At 58.9% G+C, this 744-nt stretch carries 2 rRNA genes; both read right to left on the reverse strand.

Annotated elements, in window-relative coordinates:
• Positions 1 to 121, reverse strand: a 5S ribosomal RNA gene (gene rrf / locus MU521_RS21315).
• Between the two features lie 174 nt (positions 122 to 295).
• Positions 296 to 744, reverse strand: a 23S ribosomal RNA gene (locus MU521_RS21320); the annotation flags it as partial.

The following is a 744-nucleotide window of genomic DNA, read 5'->3' on the forward strand; positions in this document are numbered from 1 at the left end:
GGAGGCGGCGAACCGGGTCTCCCAGAGGCTCGCGCACTCAAGTAGGCCCCGGAACGCTGGCGGGCTTAACTTCCGTGTTCGGGATGGGTACGGGTGTACCCCCGCCGCTGTGGCCGCCTTAACGCCGACTCGCGGAATCGAACCGCGATTCTCCAGTGTCGGTGTCTCGAACGCTTCTCGACGCTCGAGGCGTGAAAGGCTTGTCTTTCAGTGGGACGATGCGGACGACCGTATAGTACGTGCAATCCAGTTAACGCCTGGACCCGATTCATCGGGTCTGTGCGTCCATGCGGTATGATTGGTGGCTTCGATCAGTTAGTGCTCGCGGGCTAAACACCTCGTCACCTCGGTGCGTACACCCCGAGTCTATCGATCTCGTCTTCTACGAGTGATCTCGGCGGTATCTCTTTTCCAGGTGGGTTTCGAGCTTAGATGCGTTCAGCTCTTACCCCGTGTCGCGTGGCTGCCCGGCACGTGCCCTCTCGGACAACCGGTACACCAGTGGCGACCATCCGTAGTTCCTCTCGTACTATACGGACGTTCCCGTCAGATACCATGACACCCCCAATAGATAGCAGCCGACCTGTCTCACGACGGTCTAAACCCAGCTCACGACCTCCTTTAATAGGCGAACAACCTCACCCTTGCCCGCTTCTGCACGGGCAGGATGGAGGGAACCGACATCGAGGTAGCAAGCCACTCGGTCGATATGTGCTCTTGCGAGTGACGACTCTGTTATCCCTA

This window comes from Halorientalis regularis, from assembly GCF_023698535.1.
Lineage (GTDB): Archaea > Halobacteriota > Halobacteria > Halobacteriales > Haloarculaceae > Halorientalis > Halorientalis regularis.